The organism is Sporichthyaceae bacterium, from assembly GCA_036269075.1.
Classification (GTDB): Bacteria; Actinomycetota; Actinomycetes; order Sporichthyales; family Sporichthyaceae; genus DASQPJ01.
In genome coordinates, this window is the sequence record DATASX010000097.1 from 18,221 (window position 1) to 36,386 (window position 18,166).

23 protein-coding genes are annotated in these 18,166 nt (G+C 70.5%); 13 read left to right on the forward strand and 10 right to left on the reverse strand.

From position 1 onward, the window contains the following. Positions 1-36: 36 nt before the first annotated feature. Positions 37-1,515 carry an NAD(P)/FAD-dependent oxidoreductase gene (locus VHU88_17975; GenBank protein ID HEX3613582.1) on the forward strand — a complete coding sequence of 493 codons (1,479 nt, stop codon included), beginning with the start codon at positions 37-39 and terminating at the stop codon, positions 1,513-1,515. A 7-nt stretch (positions 1,516-1,522) separates the two neighbouring features. Here the strand turns inward: VHU88_17975 and VHU88_17980 are convergent, their stop codons facing one another. Together VHU88_17980 and VHU88_17985 are read right to left on the reverse strand one after the other, a co-directional pair. Beyond that, entirely contained in the window at positions 1,523-1,651 is a 129-nt protein-coding gene (locus VHU88_17980; GenBank protein HEX3613583.1) for a hypothetical protein, read from the reverse strand. After that, positions 1,627-1,848: a hypothetical protein gene (locus VHU88_17985; protein ID HEX3613584.1), complete on the reverse strand. Its 222-nt coding sequence runs from the start codon at positions 1,846-1,848 to the stop codon at positions 1,627-1,629. The genes VHU88_17980 and VHU88_17985 overlap by 25 nt, the downstream gene beginning before the upstream one ends. A gap of 74 nt (positions 1,849-1,922) precedes the next feature. On the opposite strand from VHU88_17985, the gene VHU88_17990 reads away from it, so the two are divergent. The 3 genes from VHU88_17990 (at position 1,923) to VHU88_18000 (ending at position 3,421) form a co-directional block, all read left to right on the forward strand. Then, the gene (locus VHU88_17990; protein HEX3613585.1) at positions 1,923-2,399 is read left to right on the forward strand and encodes an SRPBCC family protein; all 477 of its coding nucleotides are present in this window, start codon (positions 1,923-1,925) and stop codon (positions 2,397-2,399) included. Between the two features lie 362 nt (positions 2,400-2,761). Further along, positions 2,762-3,049, forward strand: a complete 288-nt coding sequence (locus VHU88_17995; GenBank protein HEX3613586.1) for a transglycosylase family protein — start codon at positions 2,762-2,764, stop codon at positions 3,047-3,049. A 27-nt stretch (positions 3,050-3,076) separates the two neighbouring features. Then, a complete protein-coding gene (locus tag VHU88_18000) occupies positions 3,077-3,421 on the forward strand; it encodes a hypothetical protein (GenBank protein ID HEX3613587.1) in 345 nt (114 codons plus the stop codon). Positions 3,422-3,425: 4 nt separating this feature from the next. Here VHU88_18000 and VHU88_18005 read toward each other — a convergent pair whose 3' ends face one another. Then, positions 3,426-3,899 carry a TIGR00725 family protein gene (locus tag VHU88_18005; protein ID HEX3613588.1) on the reverse strand — a complete coding sequence of 158 codons (474 nt, stop codon included), beginning with the start codon at positions 3,897-3,899 and terminating at the stop codon, positions 3,426-3,428. After that, positions 3,896-4,384 (reverse strand): ribonuclease HI, encoded by a 489-nt coding sequence (rnhA, locus tag VHU88_18010; GenBank protein ID HEX3613589.1) that lies wholly within the window; start codon positions 4,382-4,384, stop codon positions 3,896-3,898. Before rnhA ends, VHU88_18005 begins: the two co-directional genes overlap by 4 nt. 94 nt (positions 4,385-4,478) lie before the next feature. Between rnhA and VHU88_18015 the strand changes: the two genes are divergently transcribed. Continuing rightward, on the forward strand, positions 4,479-4,841 hold the full coding sequence (locus VHU88_18015; GenBank protein HEX3613590.1) for an HNH endonuclease: 363 nt from the start codon (positions 4,479-4,481) through the stop codon (positions 4,839-4,841). 145 nt (positions 4,842-4,986) lie between these two features. Further along, positions 4,987-5,622: a hypothetical protein gene (locus VHU88_18020; protein HEX3613591.1), complete on the forward strand. Its 636-nt coding sequence runs from the start codon at positions 4,987-4,989 to the stop codon at positions 5,620-5,622. A 4-nt stretch (positions 5,623-5,626) separates the two neighbouring features. Here VHU88_18020 and VHU88_18025 read toward each other — a convergent pair whose 3' ends face one another. From VHU88_18025 to VHU88_18040, 4 genes are all read right to left on the reverse strand, one after another. Beyond that, positions 5,627-5,836 carry a hypothetical protein gene (locus tag VHU88_18025; protein HEX3613592.1) on the reverse strand — a complete coding sequence of 70 codons (210 nt, stop codon included), beginning with the start codon at positions 5,834-5,836 and terminating at the stop codon, positions 5,627-5,629. A 327-nt stretch (positions 5,837-6,163) separates the two neighbouring features. Then, on the reverse strand, positions 6,164-6,634 hold the full coding sequence (locus tag VHU88_18030) for a phage tail protein (GenBank protein HEX3613593.1): 471 nt from the start codon (positions 6,632-6,634) through the stop codon (positions 6,164-6,166). A gap of 10 nt (positions 6,635-6,644) precedes the next feature. Continuing rightward, on the reverse strand, positions 6,645-7,730 hold the full coding sequence (gene ychF, locus VHU88_18035; GenBank protein HEX3613594.1) for a redox-regulated ATPase YchF: 1,086 nt from the start codon (positions 7,728-7,730) through the stop codon (positions 6,645-6,647). A 61-nt stretch (positions 7,731-7,791) separates the two neighbouring features. Then, entirely contained in the window at positions 7,792-8,622 is an 831-nt protein-coding gene (locus tag VHU88_18040; protein HEX3613595.1) for an SGNH/GDSL hydrolase family protein, read from the reverse strand. Positions 8,623-8,809: 187 nt separating this feature from the next. Here VHU88_18040 and VHU88_18045 point away from each other — a divergent pair, with 187 nt between their 5' ends. The 3 genes from VHU88_18045 to VHU88_18055 all read left to right on the forward strand — a co-directional run bounded on the left by VHU88_18045 (position 8,810) and on the right by VHU88_18055 (position 11,620). After that, complete coding sequence (locus VHU88_18045) at positions 8,810-9,967, forward strand: DNA recombination protein RmuC (GenBank protein ID HEX3613596.1); 1,158 nt, start codon at positions 8,810-8,812, stop codon at positions 9,965-9,967. A gap of 30 nt (positions 9,968-9,997) precedes the next feature. Beyond that, entirely contained in the window at positions 9,998-10,972 is a 975-nt protein-coding gene (locus VHU88_18050) for a 4-hydroxy-3-methylbut-2-enyl diphosphate reductase (GenBank protein HEX3613597.1), read from the forward strand. A 108-nt stretch (positions 10,973-11,080) separates the two neighbouring features. Continuing rightward, positions 11,081-11,620 carry a cupredoxin domain-containing protein gene (locus VHU88_18055; GenBank protein HEX3613598.1) on the forward strand — a complete coding sequence of 180 codons (540 nt, stop codon included), beginning with the start codon at positions 11,081-11,083 and terminating at the stop codon, positions 11,618-11,620. A gap of 51 nt (positions 11,621-11,671) precedes the next feature. Here the strand turns inward: VHU88_18055 and VHU88_18060 are convergent, their stop codons facing one another. Then, complete coding sequence (locus VHU88_18060) at positions 11,672-12,817, reverse strand: acyl-CoA dehydrogenase family protein (protein ID HEX3613599.1); 1,146 nt, start codon at positions 12,815-12,817, stop codon at positions 11,672-11,674. A gap of 114 nt (positions 12,818-12,931) precedes the next feature. On the opposite strand from VHU88_18060, the gene xseA reads away from it, so the two are divergent. Continuing rightward, positions 12,932-14,152, forward strand: coding sequence for an exodeoxyribonuclease VII large subunit (xseA, locus tag VHU88_18065; protein HEX3613600.1), 1,221 nt, complete (start codon positions 12,932-12,934; stop codon positions 14,150-14,152). On the opposite strand, the gene VHU88_18070 is transcribed toward xseA, so the two are convergent. Then, positions 14,124-14,597 carry a GNAT family N-acetyltransferase gene (locus tag VHU88_18070; GenBank protein HEX3613601.1) on the reverse strand — a complete coding sequence of 158 codons (474 nt, stop codon included), beginning with the start codon at positions 14,595-14,597 and terminating at the stop codon, positions 14,124-14,126. The two genes, xseA and VHU88_18070, sit on opposite strands and share 29 nt — an antisense overlap. A 113-nt stretch (positions 14,598-14,710) precedes the next feature. On the opposite strand from VHU88_18070, the gene VHU88_18075 reads away from it, so the two are divergent. Genes VHU88_18075 through VHU88_18085 form a run of 3 tightly spaced genes read left to right on the forward strand, consistent with a single transcriptional unit; the run spans position 14,711 to position 17,763 of the window. Next, entirely contained in the window at positions 14,711-15,031 is a 321-nt protein-coding gene (locus tag VHU88_18075) for an exodeoxyribonuclease VII small subunit (protein HEX3613602.1), read from the forward strand. After that, positions 15,018-16,052: a class II fructose-bisphosphatase gene (gene glpX, locus VHU88_18080; GenBank protein HEX3613603.1), complete on the forward strand. Its 1,035-nt coding sequence runs from the start codon at positions 15,018-15,020 to the stop codon at positions 16,050-16,052. Before VHU88_18075 ends, glpX begins: the two co-directional genes overlap by 14 nt. A 49-nt stretch (positions 16,053-16,101) precedes the next feature. Next, on the forward strand, positions 16,102-17,763 hold the full coding sequence (locus VHU88_18085) for a fumarate hydratase (GenBank protein HEX3613604.1): 1,662 nt from the start codon (positions 16,102-16,104) through the stop codon (positions 17,761-17,763). Positions 17,764-18,166 lie beyond the last annotated feature (403 nt).

An 18,166-nucleotide genomic window follows, 5' to 3' on the forward strand; every position in this document is an offset into this window, starting at 1 on the left:
GTTCCGTCCGACCATCGCAGGGCTTAGCGTGCCGCCATGACCAGCCCCGGGCGCGCACAGCGGATCGTGATCATCGGCGCCGGGTTCGGCGGCGTCGCGGCGGCCGTCGAACTGCGGCAGCACGGGTTCGACGACATCACCATCCTGGAGGCTGGTCCGGCCATCGGCGGGACGTGGCTGCACAACACCTATCCCGGGGTCGCCTGCGACGTGCCCAGTCCGCTCTACTCGTACTCCTTCGCCCAGCGTGACAACTGGAAGCACCTGTGCGCCCAGGGGTCGGACATCCTGGCGTACCTGCAAAGTGTGGCCAGGGAGCAGAGGGTCGATCGGCTCGTCTCCATCGGCACCAAGGTCACGGCCGCGGATTGGGACGCAGACACGGCCACGTGGCGGGCCACGGCCCAGGACGGCCGGAGTTGGGTCGCCGACGCGCTGCTCGTCGCGACGGGACAGTTGAACCAGCCCCGGACCGCACCCATTCCGGGCCTGGAGTCCTTCGCCGGCCACATCTTCCACTCCGCCCGGTGGGATCACTCGCACGATCTGACCGGCCGGCGAGTCAGCGTGATCGGGAACGGGGCCAGCGCGGTGCAGTTCGTGCCGGCGATCGCCCCGCGCACCGCCCATCTGAACGTGTTCCAGCGCTCGGCCAACTGGTTCCTGCCGCGGCGCAACAGCCCGTACCCCCGGTTCATCCGCGACGGGGTCCAGAAGATCCCCGGGGTGCAGGAGTTCCGCCGGAACTTCCTCTTCCACTACGGGGAATCGCTGACGATGGCGATTCGGCACCCCGACAGCCTCGGGGCGGCGCTGGCCGCTCGTTCCCGGGCGTTCATGCGGCGCCAACTGCGGGACGCCACGCCGGAGTTGCTCGCCGATGCCATGCCGGACTATCCGTTCGGCTGCAAGCGAGTGCTGTTCTCCAGTTATTTCCTGCCGACGCTGACCCGCCCGGACGTCTCGCTGCTCACCGACCGCATCGTCGAGGCGGAGCCCGGCGGGCTGCGCACCGCGGACGGCCGGCTGCACCGGTGCGACACCCTGATCTGGGCGACCGGTTTCGCCAGCAACGACTTCATGTTCCCGATGGCCATCACCGGCCGGGGCGGACTGACCCTGCGCGAGGCGTGGAAGGACGGCGCTCACGCGCACCTGGGCATGACGGTACCCGGCTTCCCGTCGATGTTCGTGCTCTACGGCCCGAACACGAACACCTCCGGCGGCTCCATCATCTGGTACCTCGAGCAGCAGGTCCGCTACGTCCGGCAGGCGATGGAACTCCTCCGCCGCCACGGCGCGGCCGCGCTCGACGTCCGCCCGTCGGTCGAGGCCGCCTCCGACGCGGCGCTGCAGGCGAAGTTCGCCAACACCGCGTGGACCGGCGGCTGCGACTCCTGGTACCTCGACCGCGGCCGCAACGTGGCGAACTGGCCCGGCTACATGGCCCAGTACCGCAAGGCAGTGAAAACCCTGGACCCGACGGAGTTCGAGCTGATCACCCAGCCGGCCTGACGCCTCGTCAGAACGGTTTGCGCCTCGAGGTCGCCTCGGCCTCCAGGTCGTCCGTGGCGATGTCGTGGTTCCGCAGTTGGATGTCGTCGCGGCCCAGCCGCTCCAGCCACGTCAGGTCGATGTCGGTGGCGACCACCCGCCGGCCGGCCCGACGCGGTCGGCCAACCAGCACGCCATGCTCCCGCCGCCCGCGCCGACCTCGACGCAGGTGCTCCCGGCCGGCAACCCGAGGCGCTCGAGCAGGGCCCGACTGGTGATGTCGAAGGCGGCCTCGACCGCGTCGAGACACTCCCGTTCCCGCTCCCGCGCGGTGGCGTACACGTAGCTGCTCATGCCCGTCCCGAGGAAATCTGACTGCCGGTCACTTCGAGTGTCTTGGTTGCCGGTTCGACAGCAACCCGACGAGAATGTCGGACACGTACCACTTGGGAGGTGTCGCATTGGTCGACGTCACGGTTGAGACCACCATCGACCGACCCGTCTCGGTGGTCGCGAAATACGCGGCCGACCCCACCAATGCCGTGCACTGGTGGGCCAACGTGTCGGCGGCGGCGTGGCAGGGCACGGCCGGCGCAGCCGTCGGGTCGAAGTTCGCGTTCACCGCCAGCCACGGCGGGCGCCCGGTGGAGTGCCTCTACGAGATCTCCGAGTTCACCCCCGGGGAACGCCTGGTCATCCGCACCGAGCAAGGTCCGTTCCCGATGGAGACGACCTACGCCTGGGCGGCCACCGACTCCGGCACCCGGATGACCGTGCGCCGCCGGGGCTCACCCGGTGGTCTGGGTCGACTCCTGGAGCCGCTGAAGGCCCGCGGCGTCGAGGCCGGGGCGCGCGACGATCTGTCCGCGTTGAAGGGAATCCTGGAGGGCCGTCCGGTCAGCTGACCAGCGGTTGTCCACACTGTTCGGCCCAAGAGGTCTTGCCGGGTCTTTTGCGGGCCGTACACCGGTTCAGACCCGAAGCGCCGCGATAAACAGTTGTGGCAACGCACCGAAAGCCCGGACATCGGGCGGCCCGCGGCCGGGGGCGGAACTGGACCCTGGCCGGAATCGCGGTCGCCGGGGCGGTGACGGCGAGCCTCGCGGGCCCTGTCGGGTCGGCCATGCGGCAGGCTGCGTCGGCCTCGGCGCCCCCGGTTGAGTCGACCGCCGCGCCGAAGACCCCGGCACCGGCGATCCCGGCGCCGTCGACGACCCCGACCCCCCGGCCCACGGCGGCTCCCGCGTCGCGGTCAGCTGTCCATCCCATGCTCAAGCCCAGGCGGACCACCTTTCCGGTCCTCGCCGCCGCCAAGCTGAACTGGACGGCCTTGGCGCAGTGCGAGTCCGGTGGCGACCCGAAGTCGACGAACGGCGGCGCCGGCAACTACTTCGGCCTCTACCAGTTCAGCGCCGGCACCTGGCGTTCGGTGGGCGGTACCGGGCCGGCGAACAAGGCGACCGTCGCCGAACAGAGGTACCGTGCCGAACTGCTCTACGAGCAGCAGGGCTCGAGCCCGTGGCCCAGCTGCGGGCACCACCTGTTCGACAAGTGAGCCGACCGGCCCGACCACAATGGGCGGGTGAACTTGACCCCGGCCCACCATGAGGAGTCCCGCTACGCGGGGGCCGTGTTCGACGAGTTGGACGCGTTGCTCACCGCTCACGGTGGCGCCGGTTCCGACGTCGCGGTCCGGCAGCTGCATCGTGCGCCGGGGCCGGTGAACTCGGAGTTCGCCGTGGCGCTGGAGGTCGAGTCGGGGCGCGCGCGGTGGAGGGCGGAGTTCGCGGTCGCGGCGTGGAAGGACCTGTCCGACCGCAGCCCACAGGCCCAGGCGCGGGCGTTGGCGCAGGACGTGCGGCAGTTGCTCGCGGCCGGTCCGCCGGCCGACGCCGTGCGGCGGCGCCGGTTATTTCGCAGGCGCTGACCGGTCAGACCGCCTGGTCGGCGAGGAAGCCGAACGCCAGGTCCGCGGCTTCCCTCGGCGTCGCCGCCGTGACGCAGCCCGGCACCAGGTCGTCCGGGTAGCTCGCCAGCAGCACCACCGGCTTGCCCTGGCAGGAGGCCAGCGCGATCTCGCTCAGCGTCCCCGGACTGCAGCCGATCGCGACAACCACGTCCGCCGTCCGGACGACCAGCACGTTGCGGCCCTCACCGAGGCCGGTGGCCACCGGGATGCTCACGAACGAGTTGGCCGCCGCTCGGTCGGTCCCGGGCAGCAGCCCGATCGAGGTCCCGCCCACCACCGACACTCCCTCGCAGACCGCCGCCATGACCCCGCCGAGGCCGCCGGTCACCACGACGGCGCCACGCTCGGCGAGCAACCGGCCGACGCCGCAAGCCAACTGAAGCTCTCGCGCCTGCGCGTCGCCCGGGCCGACGACGGCGATCTGAGGGTGCGTCACGCCGGACCGGCCGGTGCTGTCGGGGACTGTGTCGCCTCGATGATTCCGCGGGTAGCCAGGGAGTCTGCGAGTTCGTTGTCGGCGACGCCGTCGTGACCCTTGACCCAGTGCCAGCGCACCTCGTGCCGGGCGCACGCCGTCTGGAGCCGCTGCCACAGGTCGACGTTCTTGACCGGCTTCTTGTCCGAAGTCAGCCACCCGTTGCGCTGCCAGCCCAGGACCCATTTGGTGATGCCGTTCCGGACGTAGGTGCTGTCCGTGTAGAGGTCGACGACCACCGGCCGCGTCAGGGCCTCCAGCGCCATGATCGGCGCGGTGAGCTCCATCCGGTTGTTGGTCGTGGTCCCCGGCTCGCCACCGCAGAGCTCACGGACGTGCTCCCCGTACCGCAGCACCGCGCCCCAGCCGCCCGGCCCGGGATTCGGCGCGCAACCGCCGTCGGTGTGGATGACCACCGGGTCGGTCCCGCTCTCGACATTCGGCACGGGCCTGATTCTGGTGCCTGCCCGGCCCATTCGCGCAGGTGGCGCCGGAATGTCGTTCGACGGAAACCGGCGTCGCGCGCCTTACGCTCGCGCCGTGGTCTCCCGGAGCCGAACCGCGGTGCACGCCCGACGGCGTAAACGTCGGATGGCCAAGGTCGAGCACGACCTGACCGATGCCCAGTGGGCGGCGCTGAAGGCCGCCTGGGGCGGCTGTGCGTACTGCCACGCGCAGGAGAGGCAACTCCAGAAGGACTGCGCGCTCCCGATCTCCGTCGGCGGTCGCTACACGCTGACCAACGTGGTCCCGGCGTGCCGCTCGTGCAACGCGAGCAAATGCAACACCGAGGTCACCGCCTGGCTGCGCCGCAAGAAACTGGACGAGTCCGCGTTCCTGCTCAAACAGGCCGAGGTACTGCGGGTCCTGACGACGGAATTAGCCGAAATCGCCACAAATTGACCGCCCGAACTATTCCGTTCCTGCGTATCCGCAACGAACTTTCCTATTCCCCTGCACAACATCAGCCACTCCAGTAACACTGGTTTCACGCCGCGATTTCCGATCGGGAATCTGACGCAGCGTCGGATACCAGGAGGACGTGGTCATGAAGGGAATGCGCAGGTCGACGGCGGTTGCCGTCGCGCTCGCGGTGAGTGTCGTGCCGGTCGCCGGCGTGACGTCCCAGTCCGGGGCACATGCGGTGATCGCGGCACCGAAGCCGAAGGCCGTCGCCGCGGTGCAGGTCCAATCGGTCGCGAAGGCAACGCATCTGACGACCAATCAGGTCCGCAACGCCCGCACCATCATCGGTGTTGTCCAGGCGCAGAAGCTCCCGCAGCGCGCGGCGGTGATCGCGGTCGCAACCGCGTTGCAGGAGTCGAAGCTGCGCAATGTGCACTACGGGGATCGCGACTCCCTCGGGCTGTTCCAGCAGCGCCCGTCCATGGGCTGGGGAACCGACGCCCAGGTACTCAACCCGAAACACGCGGCCCGGCGCTTCCTCGACGCGCTGCAACGGGTGCCGGAGTGGCGCACCCTGCCGGTTACCAAGGCCGCGCAGGATGTGCAGCGCAGCGCTTACCCCGACGCCTACGCGCGTTGGGCGCCGCTGGCCAAGCAGCTGGTCAATGCGCTGCTGCCCAAGCAGGGCGCGGCGAAGACCCCGGCTCCCACCGATCAGTCGTCCGCGGCACCGGCGAGTGGGTGCGTCCGCCAGGCGCGCAAGCGCAGGAGCGCCTGAGGACTCAGTTCGTGGTGGTGGTCAGGTGTTGCTGGATCCACGCCTGCGCCATGGCATCCGTCCAGGACTTGATCTTGGCCTTGTCGACGCCCTTGCAGGCCGACGGTTCGACCGGATCGGCCGGCTTCTCGCCGGCGTCCGCCGCGGCGGCGCCGGCGTCGAACTGCTGCGTCAGCGCGGTCTTGCACGCGGCGGCGGGGCCGGTGAGCGCCACCGTCGGGGTTGCCGTCGGGCTCGGCGCGGCGCTTGTCGTGGGTGTGGGGGGGACGGTGGACCGCGTGGACGATCCCGTGCCCGAGCAGGCGGCGAGGAGCGCAAGCCCAACCATCAGGAGGGCGGCGAGTCGCGCGACGGCAGGCTTCACGGGTTCTCCACGGTTGATCGACTTCGAGGCTTCGACGCGTCACCCCGGCGGCCCGTTCCATCCCCGGCCCGTTCCATCCCCGGCCCACGCCACCACCGGGCAACGTTGCCACGCAAGCAACACCGGCTCCGGCGCGCCGCGCCCCAGGCGTCACAACTCTGCCCAGGGGTCGCGTGACTAGAGGCTGTGCTCACCCTTGATGACGAAGTACGAGCCCCGGATCGTGCCGGCCAGCTTGGACCTCTGGCGGGCGAACTTGAACTTCTCGGCAAGCTCGGCCGGGACCTCCATCCCGTCGGAGAGCTTGAACCCGACGGCGCGCTTGCCCGCGTCCTCCAGTGTGTAGAGCACGTTGATCGACAGGCCCGACTCGTAGAAGACGTAGGTCCAGCGGATGCCCTCGACCTCGAAGGACGCCACCTCCAGCGGCTTGGAGCCGATGATGATGTCCCGCTCCTCCTTCAGCACGCGGGCCACATAGGCCACCAGAGCCTTGGCCTTGGCGGCCGGCTCGGTCGTGAACACCAGGTCGTACTTGTTCTTGAAGTAGCGCGCCTCGTGGGCGCGCAGCCCGGCCAGCGCCTCGGCAACCGGCGAGGACTCCAGCCCGACGGTGGAGACGCTCTGAAAATCGACGACGTAAGACACCCGCGCGCTCCTAGACGTTGAACCGGAAGTCCACGACATCACCGTCGCGCATCACGTAATCCTTGCCCTCGATGCGTACCTGGCCCTTGGACCGCGCCTCGACGATCGAGCCGGCCGCCATCAGGTCGTCGAAGCCGACCACCTCGGCTTTGATGAAGCCGCGCTGGAAGTCCGTGTGGATGACACCGGCGGCCTCGGGCGCGGTGGAGCCGGCGCGGATGGTCCAGGCGCGGGACTCCTTCGGGCCGGCGGTCAGATAGGTGGCCAGGCCGAGGGTGGCGAAGCCGACCCGGGCCAACTGGTGCAGGCCGGATTCCTCCTGTCCGGTGGACTGGAGCAGCTCGAGTGCCTCGGCCTCGTCGAGCTCGACGAGCTCGGACTCGATCTTGGCGTCCAGCAGGATCGCCTCGGCCGGGGCGACCAACGCCCGCAGTTCGGCGGCCAGGGTTGCGTCGCCGAGCTCGTCGGCGTCGAGGTTGAACACGTAGATGAACGGCTTCGCCGTCATCAGGTGCAGGTCACGCAGCGGAGCGACGTCGAGGCCGGCGGAGAACAGGGTCCGACCGGAGTTGAGGATCTCGCCGGCCTCCTTGGCCGCGGCGAGAGTCGCGGCGTTGCCCTTGGCGAGGTCCTTCGAAAGCCGCGATTCCTTCTCCAGCCGGGGCAGCACCTTCTCCAGCGTCTGCAGGTCGGCCAGGATCAGCTCGGTGTTGATGGTCTCCAGGTCGGACTTGGGCGCCACCTGACCGTCGACGTGCACCACGTCCGGGTCGGCGAAGACCCGGATCACCTGGCAGATCGCTTCGCACTCCCGGATGTGGGACAGGAACTTGTTGCCCAGCCCGGCACCCTCCGAGGCGCCCTTGACGATCCCGGCGATGTCGACGAAGCTCACCGTCGCCGGCACGATCTTCACCGAGTCGTACAACTCGGCCAGCCGCCCCAGCCGCGGGTCCGGCACCCCGACCACGCCGACGTTGGGCTCGATGGTCGCGAACGGGTAGTTCGCCGCGAGCACGTCGTTGCGGGTCAGCGCGTTGAACAGGGTGGACTTGCCCACGTTGGGCAGACCGACGATTCCGATGGTGAGCGTCACGAGGGGCCATCGTAGGTCAGTGGCGACAGGTCGCTCGTGCTCCTCGCTCGTCGCAGTCGCTTCAGTCGAAGAAACCCGCCCGCCACGTCACGGCGGCCAACTCGTGCTGGCCGTTCACGTTGGGGTGGAACCAGTCCCACTTGCTGATCTGGTCGGCGGTGAACGGGGTGTCGAACACCGCGCCCTTGTCGTAGCGGCAGGCCGACCCGTAGTCCTCGCAGGCCGCGGCGAGTTCGGCGTTGTAGGCCTCGACCCGGGTCCGGACCGCCTCGCGACGGGTGACGTCGCCCGCCGCGGTCGACTCCGGGGCCGCCAGCATCGACTGGCAGATGTGCCCGTGCGACCAGGCGAAGCGAGCCAGCCTGTTCCCGTGCCCGACCTGCCACAACCGGAACAGGTCCGGGACGCTGGCGATGAACATGCGGGCCTGCGGCAGGCCGTCGTGCAGCTTGTCCAGGGCGCCTCGCAGTCGGGACCGGTAGTCCGCGACCGGGGTCATCGATGCGACGTCCGTCGAGCAGGCGTCATTGGCACCGATTTCGAGCGTCACGTAGTCGGCGTGGTCGGCGACCGCGCCGGCGACCTGGTCGGCCAACGCCGCGACGGTGGCGCCGGTGTGCGCCAGATTCGTGGCGGCCAACTTGGCGCCGGCCGCCGTCAGGCGTGCCCGCTGGCTGTCCACCCGGTCGTCCACCCCGGTGCTCCACGAGCGCTCCGGGCAGTCCACGTAGAACCCGCAGGAGTCGAAGCCGCGGCTGATCGAGTCGCCGAGGGCGACCATCACGGTCGGCAGTGGCCGGCTCCGCGCCGCCCCGGCCGACCCGGCCGCCGGTAACAGCGCGAGCGCGGCCGCGACCGCGGTCAGTCGCACCCGCCGTGCCGCCGCCGTCATGCCGCAACCTCCTCCGCTGCTCGCATCGAACTCGCCTGCGGGACCTGTGGCCAGGGGGCTGACCCGACCGGAGCAACGCCTCGACCGAAATGCGCATTTTTCGGACTCCTGGCCACACGTGCTCCTTACGTCGCGCGCGTGGCTCAGTTCATCCGAATTGTCGGACCGGGCCGGCAACGTCGGCGTCGTGAACACCACCTGTGCACTGCTGATCCTGATCGCGCTGGTCATCGGCTTGGCCCTGGGTCGTGCCCCGGGCGCCGCGCGCGTCGCGGCGCTGGAGGCGAGCCTGGCCGCCGAGCGCCGGGCGGGCGGCGCCGAGTCGGCCGCCACTGCCGGGCTGGTCGGGGTGGTCGCGCCGCTGCGCGACTGCCTGGACCGCGTCGAGGACCGGCTGCACGACCTGGAGAACGCCCGGGTGGGTGCCTACAGCGCGCTGACCGAGCAGGTCGGCATGGTCCGGGCCGCCTCAGCGGCGTTGACGGCGGAAACCGCGGCGTTGGCCAACGCCCTGCGGGCGCCGCAGACCCGCGGACGCTGGGGCGAGCTGCAACTGCGTCGGGTGGTGGAGCTGGCCGGGATGGAGTCCCGGTGCGATTTCGAGGAGCAGGTCCGCCTGGACGGCGCTGACGGAGGGCTGCGTCCCGACCTGGTGGTGCGGCTGGCCGGTGGGCGCAACGTCGTGGTCGATGCGAAGGTGTCGCTGGCGGCCTACCTGGAGGCGGTCGAGACACCCGGCGAGGCGGCCCGGGCGGAGCGGTTGCGGGCCCACGCCCGGCACCTGCGCAGCCACGTCGACTCGCTGGCGGCCAAGGAGTACTGGACGGCCGCGGGCGACAGCCCGGAGTTCGTGGTGCTGTTCCTGCCCGGCGAGGCGTTCCTGGCCCCGGCGTTGGAGCACGACCCGCAGTTGCTGGAGCACGCGCTGACCCGCCAGGTGCTGATCGCCACCCCGACGACCCTGGTGGCGATGCTGCGCACGGTCGCCCTGGGTTGGCAGCACGAGGCGTTGACGAGCAACGCCCGGGAGGTGTTCGACGTGGGTCGGGAGCTGTACGGGCGGCTGGCCACCCTCGGTGAGCACTTCGACCGACTGGGGCGGTCGCTGACCCGGTCGGTGGGCGACTACAACGCCGCCGTGGGCTCGCTGGAGGCCCGAGTGCTGGTCACCGCCCGGCGGCTGTCCGGGCTCGGAATCGTCGCCGACCGGATGCCCGGACCGCGTCCGGTCGACGTGACACCGCGGCCGCTGGGTGCCGTGGAACTGCTCGCCGGCCGCGTCGGGTACGGGGCGCAGTGGGCGGGCGCGGGCGAGGCCGACGGGCCGGGGGCGGCAGCTGGGTGAGCGACGGGACGACGCCGGCGGGCACCTACGATGGCTGATGTGGATGCTCCGCTGACCGAACGCAAAGTGCTGCTGGCCTCCCCACGCGGATACTGCGCCGGGGTCGACCGTGCGGTGCAGGCCGTCGAGCGCGCGTTGGAGATCCACGGGGCGCCGGTCTATGTGCGCAAGGAGATCGTGCACAACCAGCACGTGGTCGCCACCTTGCGCGAGCGCGGGGCGATCTTCGTCGAGGAGACCGAGGAGGTCCCTGAGGGGTCGGTCGTGGTGTTCTCCGCGCACGGCGTCGCGCCGGTGGTGCACGACGAGGCCGCCGCCCGCTCGCTGCAGACCATCGACGCGACCTGCCCGCTGGTCACCAAGGTGCACAACGAGGCCCGGCGCTTCGCGGCCGACGACTACGACATCCTCCTGATCGGCCACGAGGGCCACGAGGAGGTCATCGGCACCACCGGCGAGGCCCCGAAACATATCCACCTCGTCGACGGCCCGGACGAGGTCGGCCGGGTGAAGGTCCGAGACCCGAACCGGGTGGCCTGGCTCTCGCAGACCACCCTGTCGGTGGACGAGACCGTGGCCACGGTCGCCAAGCTGCGGGAGCGCTTCCCCGCGCTGCTCGACCCGCCCAGCGACGACATCTGCTACGCCACGCAGAATCGCCAGGAGGCCGTGAAGGCCCTCGCGCCCCGGGCCGACCTGGTGATCGTGGTCGGGTCGCGGAACTCGTCCAACTCGGTGCGTCTGGTCGAGGTCGCCCGCGAGTACGGCGCGCAGGCGGCCTACCTGGTCGACCGGGCCACGCAGGTCGAGGAAGCCTGGCTCGACGGGGTCGCCACGATCGGGGTCTCCAGCGGCGCCTCGGTGCCGGAGATCCTGGTGAGCGACTTGCTGGCGCACCTGGCCGCCCGCGGCTACGCCGACGTCGAGGTGGTCAGCGCGGCCACCGAGACCATCCAGTTCGCCCCGCCCCGGGAGCTGCGGCGGCCGCCGACCAAGTCCGACTGACGCCGCACTGTCCAGCGCTTTTTGCCGACGTCCGGCGCGTCGAAGCCCCCTGCCCGGCGCCCGGAAATACCGTTGCGAGCGATTTGTCAGCCAGCAGCGAGGTGTCGGATGAGCTCAGGGACGCGCGTGCGGGCACGTCGAGCCGCAATCGCCGGGACGGCCGTCGCGCTCGGCCTCAGCCTGACCGCGGCGACCCACGCCTCGGGGGCGAACTCGATCACGGGGCGCAACATCCTGATTGCCGACTCGCGCTTCGTCCCGGCCGACATCGGGGTGTTCCCGGGTACCACAGTCGTCTGGACCAACACCGACGACGCCCCGCACGACGTCCACTCCACGGAGGGGCCGCGCAAGTTCGGCACCGGTGAGCACCCGTTGAAGAACGGCGAGTCGTTCCGGTTCACGTTCACGCAGCGTGGCGTGTACCGCTTCGAGGCGAACCTGAACATGCACGCGGTCGGCTCGATCACGGTCGGCGAGCGGGCCTACACCGAACCCCCGGCCGACGAGCCGCCGGCGCACCCGGTGCCGCTGCCCTCGGCCACCCCGAGCCCGTTGCTACCGCGCGACCACCACGGCCCCCGGGCCCCGCGCCCGCCACGGCCGCTGCTCCCGGCGCCTCCGCGTCCCGGTCCGTTCCCCCGCTGACCCGACGGGAACCGGCAGACGGCCCGGCTCGCGACCGCCGGCCCGAACCGGCTACTTGCCCTTGGCCAGGTGCCGGCTGATCACCAGCCGCTGAACCTGGTTGGTGCCCTCGAAGATCTGCATGATCTTGGCCTCGCGCATGAACCGCTCCACCGGGAAGTCCCGGGTGTAGCCGTAGCCGCCGAGGACCTGGACCGCGTCGGTGGTCACCTTCATCGCCGCGTCGGTGCAGATCAGCTTCGCGACACTGGCATTACGGCTGTACGGCAGGCCGGCGTCGCGCCGGCGGGCCGCGTCGAGGTAGGTGGCCCGGGCCGAGTCGACCGCGGCGGCCATGTCCGCCAGCAGGAAACCCAGGCCCTGGTGGTCGATGATCTTCTTGCCGAAGGTCGTCCGCTCGTTGGCGTACTCCACCGCGACGTCCAACGCCGCCTGGGCCAGGCCGGTGGCGATCGCGGCGATGCCCAACCGGCCGGCGTCGAGCGCGGAGAACGCGATCTCCAGGCCCTGGCCCTCGGCCCCGAGCAGGCGGTCCTCGTCGACCTCGACCCCGTCGTAGAAAGCGGTCGTGGTCGGGATCGCGTGCAGGCCCATCTTCTGCTCGGGACGGCCGAAGGACAGGTTGTTGGCCCAGCCCGGGCCGTGGAAGCAGGAGATCCCCTTCGAGCCCTCGCCGGTGCGGACGAACAGCGCGTAGAAGTCGGCCCGCCCGCCGTGGGTGATCCAGGACTTGGTCCCGGTGATGCGGAAGCCGTCGTCGGTCCGCTCCGCCTTGCACACCAGCGCCGCGGCGTCGGAACCGGCCTGCGGCTCCGAAAGACTGTAGCCACCGATGATCTGACCGGCCGTCATGTTCGCCAGCCAGCGTTCCTTCTGCCGGGTCGTGCCGAAGTTCGCCATCGGGTGGGTGGCCAGCGTGTGCACGCTGACCGCGACCGCGACCGCCGCCCAGCGCGCCGCGAACTCCTCCAGGACCTGCAGGTACACCTCGTACGGCTGCCCGCCGCCGCCCCACTCCTCGGGGTAGGCCAGGCCGAGCAGACCGGCGTCGGCCAGCAGCCCGAACAGCCCCTCGGGGTACAGCTCGGACCGTTCGTGCGACTCGACCCGAGTGCCGAGTTCCTTGTCGGCGATCTCGACCACCAGCGCGAGCAGGTCCTTGGCCTCACTGGTGGGAAGCATCCGTTCCACTGCCACGAAGCACTCCTCATCCCGACGGCCTCGGCTGTTGACGCGTCGTCGTCCATTCTCACCGACCGCACGGGGTGCGGTCACCTCGGCGGGGCGGGCGGTCACGACTAACCTCGGCCTGTGGCACTGCAGACCACCCCCGAGACGCCGATCCCGGTGCGCACGGTCGCGCACCTGATCGGGCAATGGGTGGCGCGGTTGGGCAAGGTGTGGGTGGAGGGCCAGGTCGCCCAGCTGACCCGGCGGCCGGGCTCCTCGACGATGTTCCTGACGCTGCGCGACCCGATCGCCGACGTCTCGGTCCAGGTCACCTGTTCGCGGACGGTGCTGGAGTCGGTGGTCCCACCGATAGCCGAGGGTGCCCGGGTCGTGGTGTTCGGCCGGCCTACGTTCTACGTGCCGCGCGGCGCCATCTCTCTTCTCGCCGAGGCGATCCGCCCGGTCGGCGTCGGCGACCTGCTGGCCCGGCTCGAGCAGCTACGTCGGCTGCTGGCCGCCGAGGGCCTGTTCGACGTGAGCCGCAAGCGCCGGTTGCCGTTCCTGCCGCACCGGGTCGGGCTGATCTGCGGCCGGGCCGGCGCCGCCGAGCGCGACGTCGTCGACAACGCCCGGCGCCGCTGGCCGCGGGTGGACTTCGACGTCCGTGAGGTGCCGGTGCAGGGCCCGTACGCGGTGACCGAGATCGTCGCCGCGTTGGACAAGCTCGACGCGGACCCCGACGTCGACGTGATCGTGATCGCCCGCGGCGGCGGCTCGGTGGAGGACCTGTTGCCGTTCTCCGACGAGACCCTGGTGCGCGCGGTGTCGGCCTGCCGCACCCCGGTGGTCAGCGCGATCGGCCACGAGCAGGACAGCCCACTGCTCGACGCGGTCGCCGACGTACGCGCCTCCACCCCGACCGACGCGGCGAAGCTGATCGTGCCCGACCTCGGCGAGCAGATCGTGCTGGTCGACGCGCTGTGCGCCCGGACCCGGCGGGCGATGCTGGGCCGGTTGGACCGGGAGGCAGCGCGCCTGGCGGCGTTGTCCGGTCGACCCTCGCTGGCCGATCCGACCCACCGGCTCGCCGCGGCCGAGGCGGCGGTGGCGGCCCTGGCCGACCGGGCCCGCCGCTGCCTGACGCACCGGATCGAACGCGCCGAGGACGAGTTGCGGCACCGGCAGCAGCAGGTTCGGGCGTTGTCGCCGGCCGCGACGCTGGACCGCGGCTACGCCGTGGTCACCAAGGCCGACGGCGGCGTGCTGCGCAGCCCGGCCGAGGTCGCCGTCGACGACCCGCTGCGCATCCGGCTGGCCGGCGGCTCACTGCCGGTCAGAGCCGGCGCTGCTCCGCCCAGGTGAGCGCGACCGACGTCGGCTCGGTGAAGCCCAACGACTTGGCCAAGGCCTCCCCGGCCGGCGAGGCGTGCATCTCCACCCGGCGCACGCCCTGCCCGTGGAACCAGTCCAGCAGCGCGGCGCAGGTCGCCCGGCCGTAGCCGCGGCCCCGGTAGTCCGGGGCGGTCGCCAGGTTGAGCAGCCATCCCGTCCGCCCGTCGGGCCGGTTCGGTCCGGGCAACGAGTCGAACACGGTGCCGACGGCGCTCGCGGCCAACGTGCCGTCCTCACCGTCGATCACGAACGCGGTCAGGTCCCGGCCCGGGGCCAGCCGGTCGGCGAAGGCGGTCCGGGCCGCGTCCCGCCAGGTGGGCTCGGAGACGTCCTGCCCCATGGCCTCGAGCAACAGCTCACGCAACCGGGTGAGTTCCGGCGCATCGGCGACGGTGGCACGACGAACAGGGCGCATCGGGTCACCATACTGCGCACATTCTTACTGACTGAGCTCGTCAGCGGCCCGAACTGCTGATCACAAACGCTTCGGAATCGGGCTGCTTCCGAGCTCATCAGTAAGGTGGAGGAGTGGCGCGCGCAGGTGCGGGAGGTCCCGCGAAGTCCGGGACGGATTCGGTCGACGGCGCTCCCGAACCGGCCGCAGCGCCCGAGGAGCAACCCGAGGCCGGCGAGGGCGGACTGGCCTACGAGGCCGCGCGGGACGCGCTGGCGGAGGTGGTCGCCAAGCTCGAGGCGGGCAACCTCACGCTGGAGGAGTCGCTGGCGCTCTGGGAGCGCGGTGAGTCGTTGGCAGCCGTGTGTCGCGCCCGACTCGACGGCGCCCGGGCCCGGGTGGACGCAGTACTGCAAGGCGACGGACGCCAGGAGGTCGACCATGGACGGAATTAGCCGGGACTCGCGCATCCCAGCCGAGCTCGAGGTCCACCCGGAGGCCCCGGACCGGAACCTCGCGCTGGAACTCGTCCGGGTCACCGAGGCAGCCGCCATGGCGGCGGGGCGGTGGATCGGCCGGGGTGACAAGAACGGCGCCGACGGCGTCGCGGTCAACGCGATGCGGCACCTGATCGGCACCGTCGCGATGAACGGCGTCGTGGTCATCGGGGAGGGCGAGAAGGACGAGGCCCCGATGCTGTTCAACGGCGAACGGGTCGGCGACGGCTCGGGCCCCGAGTGCGACGTGGCGGTCGACCCGATCGACGGCACGCGGCTGACCGCGATGGGCATGAACAACGCGTTGTCGGTGCTGGCCGTGGCCGAGCGCGGCAGCATGTACGACCCGTCGGCGGTCTTCTACATGGACAAGCTGGTCACCGGGCCGGAGGCGGCCGACAGCGTCGACATCAGACTGCCGGTGGCCGAGAACATCCGCCGGGTCGCGAAGGCCAAGAACTCCGACGTGCACGACGTCTGCGTGGTCCTGCTCGACCGGGACCGGCATCAGGACCTCGCCGCGGAGATCCGGGCCACCGGCGCCCGGATCCGGTTCCTCACCGACGGCGACGTGGCCGGGGCGATCATGGCGGCCTCCGAGGGCACCGGTTGCGACCTGCTGCTCGGGATCGGCGGAACTCCGGAGGGGATCATCGCGGCCTGCGCGATCAAGTGCATCGGCGGCATGATCCAGGGCAAGCTGTGGCCGCGCGACGACGACGAGCGGCAGAAGGCGATCGACGCGGGCCTCGACCTCGACGTGGTGCTGTCCACCGACGAACTCGTCCGCGGCGACAACGCCTTCTTCGTCGCCACCGGCATCACCGACGGCGAACTGCTGCGCGGGGTGCGCTACCGGGCCGGCAGTGCCACCACGCACTCGCTGGTGATGCGTTCCAAGAGCGGCACGACCCGGCTCATCGAGAGCAAGCACCGCCTCGAGAAGCTGCGCAGTTACTCCCTGGTCGACTTCGACTGACCTCATCCCCGGCGCGCCCCCGACGCGCCTCCCGACCGAGGACACCGCCATGCCCGAGTTCGCCTACACCGATCTGCTGCCGATCGGCCCGGACACCACGACGTACCGGTCGCTGGGCGGCGCCGGCATCGAGGTCGTCTCCCACGGCGGGCAGGAGTTCCTCACGGTGGCCCCCGAGGCCCTGGGGCTGATCGCGGCCGAGGCCATGCACGACATCGCGCACTTCCTGCGCCCGGCCCACCTGGCCCAGCTGCGCTCGATCATCGATGATCGGGAGGCGTCCGAGAACGACCGCTTCGTGGCCCGCGATCTGCTCGAGAACGCCAACATCGCGGCCGGCGGCGTGCTGCCGATGTGTCAGGACACGGGCACCGCGGTGATCATGGCCAAGCGCGGCGAGCGGGTGCTCACCGGCGGCGGCGACGGCGAATCGATCTCCCGCGGCGTCTACGACGCGTACACGAAGCTCAACCTGCGCTACTCGCAACTGGCCCCGGTCACGTTGTGGGACGAGCGAAACACCGGCAACAACCTGCCGGCCCAGATCGAGGTCTACCTCGACGACGACCCGGCGCATTCCCAGCAGTACAAGTTCCTGTTCATGGCCAAGGGCGGCGGCTCGGCCAACAAATCGCTGATCTTCCAGGAGACCAAGGCCCTGCTGAACGAGAAGTCGATGCTGGCCTGGCTGGATGCGAAGATCCGTGGCCTGGGCACCGCGGCCTGCCCGCCGTACCATCTGGCAATCGTGATCGGCGGCACCAGCGCGGAGTTCGCGCTCAAGACCGCGAAGTATGCCTCGGCCAAGTACCTCGACACGTTGCCGCCGACCGGTTCGATGCTCGGCCACGCGTTCCGCGACGTCGAGTTCGAGGCCAAGGTGCTGGAACTGACCCGGGCCAACGGCATCGGGGCCCAGTTCGGCGGCAAGTACTTCTGCCACGACGTGCGGGTGATCCGGCTCCCCCGCCACGGTGCCTCGTGCCCGATCGCGATGGCGGTCAGTTGCTCGGCAGACCGTCAGATGCTCGGCAAGATAACGCCTTCGGGCATCTACCTGGAGGAGTTGGAACGCGATCCGGCCCGTTACCTACCGGAGGTGACGGACAGTCAGTTGCCTGACACCGCCGTGCACATCGACCTGGACCGGCCGATGTCCGAAGTGCTGGCCGAACTGTCCAGGTACCCGGTCAAGACCCGGCTCGCGCTGACCGGCTCGCTGGTCGTTGCCCGCGACATCGCCCACGCGAAGATCAAGGAGCTGCTGGACGCGGGCGAGGGAATGCCCCAGTACCTGAAGGACAACGCCGTCTACTATGCCGGTCCGGCCAAGACCCCGGAGGGATTCGCCACCGGCTCGTTCGGGCCAACGACCGCCGGGCGCATGGACTCCTACGTCGACCTGTTCCAGTCGCTCGGCGGCTCGATGATCATGTTGGCCAAGGGCAACCGGTCCAAGGCGGTCACCGACGCGTGCGCCAAGCACGGCGGGTTCTACCTCGGCTCGATCGGCGGCCCGGCCGCCCGGCTGGCGCAGGACTGCATCAAGAAGGTCGAGGTCCTCGAGTACGCCGAACTCGGCATGGAGGCGGTCTGGCGGATCGAGGTCGAGAATTTCCCGGCATTCATCGTCGTCGACGACAAGGGAAACGACTTCTTCGCCCCGGCCGACACCGCGCTTCCGATCCCGTTGGGCGTCCGTCCGACCTGACTTGCGGAAAACCTGCCACCGGTTTGCGCCAAGCCCGTACCGGAGGCAAGCAAAGATCTCGTGGAGTCGGACCTTTCGGTCTACGGCCGACGTTGTCCGGCGACATTTCGCGTCCACCGGGATGCAACGGCTGTATCAGCGCAGTGAATCGCCGAGGTTATCCAATGGCTAACCCAGATGGTCGACTTACCACACGTGAAACCGGGGATCATGGTTCCCCGGGAGCCCGACAATCCCGAATCGGCGCCCAGTGGTGAACGGACGGTGGCGCGTGGCCTCGGCAAGCGGCGGCGACTCGGCATTGGAGTTGGCCGGCCCAAGCCTCCTGACGGCCGCACCTACCGACACCGAGGGTGAACTCGCCGGGCTGCTGCGTGCGATCCTGGGACGGGACGAGGTCCCG

Coding starts and splice junctions, on each gene's coding strand:
- VHU88_17975 (HEX3613582.1), top strand. CDS start 37: ATGACCAGCCCCGGGCGCGCACAGCGGATCGTGATCATCGGCGCCGGG.
- VHU88_17985 (HEX3613584.1), bottom strand. CDS start 1,848: ATGAGCAGCTACGTGTACGCCACCGCGCGGGAGCGGGAACGGGAGTGT.
- VHU88_17990 (HEX3613585.1), top strand. CDS start 1,923: ATGTCGGACACGTACCACTTGGGAGGTGTCGCATTGGTCGACGTCACG.
- VHU88_17995 (HEX3613586.1), top strand. CDS start 2,762: ATGCTCAAGCCCAGGCGGACCACCTTTCCGGTCCTCGCCGCCGCCAAG.
- VHU88_18020 (HEX3613591.1), top strand. CDS start 4,987: ATGAAGGGAATGCGCAGGTCGACGGCGGTTGCCGTCGCGCTCGCGGTG.
- VHU88_18040 (HEX3613595.1), bottom strand. CDS start 8,622: ATGACGGCGGCGGCACGGCGGGTGCGACTGACCGCGGTCGCGGCCGCG.
- VHU88_18050 (HEX3613597.1), top strand. CDS start 9,998: ATGGCTGATGTGGATGCTCCGCTGACCGAACGCAAAGTGCTGCTGGCC.
- VHU88_18055 (HEX3613598.1), top strand. CDS start 11,081: ATGAGCTCAGGGACGCGCGTGCGGGCACGTCGAGCCGCAATCGCCGGG.
- VHU88_18070 (HEX3613601.1), bottom strand. CDS start 14,597: ATGCGCCCTGTTCGTCGTGCCACCGTCGCCGATGCGCCGGAACTCACC.
- glpX (HEX3613603.1), top strand. CDS start 15,018: ATGGACGGAATTAGCCGGGACTCGCGCATCCCAGCCGAGCTCGAGGTC.
- VHU88_18085 (HEX3613604.1), top strand. CDS start 16,102: ATGCCCGAGTTCGCCTACACCGATCTGCTGCCGATCGGCCCGGACACC.